This is a genomic window from Bacteroides sp. AF29-11, assembly GCF_003602895.1.
In the GTDB taxonomy this organism is placed as follows: domain Bacteria; phylum Bacteroidota; class Bacteroidia; order Bacteroidales; family Bacteroidaceae; genus Bacteroides; species Bacteroides uniformis.
The window spans coordinates 2,706-5,226 of the sequence record NZ_QTLY01000020.1 but is presented as its reverse complement, the minus strand read 5'-3'; the positions used below and the strand labels follow the sequence as shown (position 1 = coordinate 5,226).

The following is a 2,521-nucleotide window of genomic DNA, read 5'->3' as shown; positions in this document are numbered from 1 at the left end:
TTTGTGTGCTTCCGGCAGGAATGAGCCGTTCGGCATGGTTGGCGGCAGGAGTTTCCTGTCTGTGTGTATATGCTTGGCATATGGATTGGACGGATAAGTTCAGATTATTATGGCAGCAGCAAAGGCAGCGTGTGGTGATGGTAGTGGTCGGTGGATTCTGTGTCTTGCTATTGGCAGGCTATTTACTGTTTGTCTTGAAACCCGATTCTGCACGTGGCCGTCTTTTCATGTGGAAGATAACTTGTCGTGCCATTGCAGAAAAGCCGTTGACCGGATATGGGATTCATAATTTCGCAGCAGCCTACGGAAATGCGCAGGAAACTTATTTTGCAGCAGGTGATTATGAACCGTGGGAGGAACGTGTGGCGGGAAGTCCGGAATATGCATTCAATGAATATCTGCAGGCTGCGGTCGAACTGGGCATTCCTTTGGCTGTATGTCTATTGGTTGTGGTCGTGCTGTGTTTGTATAGGGGAGTCCGTAAAGGACGTTATGGTATCTGTGGGGCTATTCTTTCTTTGATGATATTCTCTTTTTCCTCCTATCCGCTACAACTTCCGGTATTTATCGTTACATTTGGAGGATTGCTTGTGGCGTGCTTGTCCGGTGCCGACCGTTGGCAATGGTTGGGGCTGGCTGTATCAGTAGGCATCATTGGCGGTTTTCGCCTGAAGAATGACTTGCAAGTGGAGCAGGCCTGTCGGGAGTGGATGAATGCGCGGGTGCTGTATAATGCAGGTGCGTATCAATCGGCAGAGAAAGAGTACGGGCGCCTTTATCCTCTGTTGAGAGACCGGGCATCTTTCTTGTTCGAATATGGTCATGGATTGCACAAGCAGCAGCAGTTCAGTAAATCCAACCGTATTTTGAAAGAAGCTTTACTGCGTAGTTGTGACCCCATGATACTGAATGTGATAGGCAAGAACTATCAGCAGATGGGTGATTGCTTGTCAGCGGAAGACTGGTTTATCCGTTCCACCCATCGGTTGCCGGGGCGTATTTATCCCTATTATCTGCTTGCGAAGCTTTATGCGGAACCAAGCTTCAGGCAACCGGACAAGTTTGAAAAAATGAAGTGGATGGTATTGACGAAAGAGCCGAAAGTGCATTCTACGGCAATACGACAGATGAGGGAGGAAATAAAAAAGATTCAGCTTATTTTTGTCCATATTAAAAAAGATGAATAAAAAACGTAAAGCGTTAATAATGAGTGAACTAATTACTAAAGTGCTATGAAAAAAGTGTCCACATGCAAATATCGGTTCGTTTTTTTGAAACGATTAATTTTATCAATTTATAATTGAGTATGAATATGAAGACACAGAACTATCGATACCTGCTATGCATGGCCGTTGCCCTGCTTGCCGCCTGCTCCGATGCCGGAAAGGGAAAAGAGTCCGAGGAAGGGGTGGCAACCGTCCTGCCAAGTGAAAGCAATGAAGTGACCGTGAAAGTCCTGAAGCGGGCGACCTTTGAGCATGAACTGGTGAGCAACGGAAAAGTAACCGCCGGTGCCATGGCGGATTTGCGTTTTGAGACCACCGGTGTAGTGGCACACATCTACGTGAAGAACGGTGACCCGGTGCGCAAAGGGCAGAAACTTGCCGAACTGGATAAGTTCCGCCTGAAGAACAAGACCGCGCAGGCCAAGGATGCCTTGGAAAAAGCGGAACTTGAGCTGCAGGACGTATTGATAGGGCAAGGCTATCCGGTGGGGGATGCCTCCAAAGTACCTGCTGACATCATGAAGCTGGCCCGCGTGAGGAGCGGTTACGACCAGAGCCTCGCCCAGTATGAGCTTGCCGCGTATGAAGAGGAACACGCCACGCTGGTTGCGCCTTTTGACGGGGTAGTGGCGAACCTGTTCTCCAAACCGTTCAACGAGGCAAGTACCTCGGAAGCCTTCTGCTCCATTATCGGCACTCAAGGTATGGAGGTGGACTTCACGGTGCTGGAAAGCGAACTGCCGTTGATAAAGAGTGGCGACAAGGTGATTGTTACCCCTTATTCGGATGCCGGCTTTAGGCAGGAGGGGCGCATCACCCAAATCAATCCTCTGGTGGATGACAAGGGGATGGTTAAGGTGAAGGCTGCCGTCAATGGCAAGGGACGGCTGTTCAGTGGGATGAACGTGAGGGTGAACGTGCACCGCTCTCTGGGCGGACAGCTTGTAATCCCGAAGAGTGCCGTGGTGTTGCGTTCGGGCAAGCAGGTGGTGTTTACCCTGAAAGACGGAAAGGCGCAGTGGAACTATGTGCAGACCGGTCTGGAGAATGCGGAAAGCTATAGTATGGCCGACGATGCCCTGAAAGAAGGCGATACGGTCATTGTGACGGGAAATGTGAATCTGGCACATGAAGCATCGGTGAAGGTGGTTGATAGATAATGAGTGATAAGTGGTAATTCAAAATTCATAGTTCAATTGATAAAGTTTTTGATACAGCGGCCTATTGCCGTACTGATGGCATTTACAGCATGCTTCATTGTCGGGCTGGTGACTTACTTCACCTTGCCGGTATCC

The 2,521-nt window shown here is 49.3% G+C and carries 2 protein-coding genes; both read left to right on the top strand.

The window, feature by feature from the left end; all coding sequences use genetic code 11:
* Positions 1–1,187, top strand: a 1,187-nt coding sequence (locus DWZ03_RS19715; protein ID WP_120130555.1) for an O-antigen ligase family protein, incomplete at its 5' end; no start/stop codon positions are given.
* A gap of 125 nt (positions 1,188–1,312) precedes the next feature.
* Entirely contained in the window at positions 1,313–2,386 is a 1,074-nt protein-coding gene (locus DWZ03_RS19710) for an efflux RND transporter periplasmic adaptor subunit (protein WP_034529001.1), read from the top strand.
* Positions 2,387–2,521 lie beyond the last annotated feature (135 nt).

What these genes read in the sequence shown, in the direction of transcription:
- DWZ03_RS19710 (WP_034529001.1), top strand. Translation starts at nt 1,313, where the DNA reads ATGAAGACACAGAACTATCGATACCTGCTATGCATGGCCGTTGCCCTG.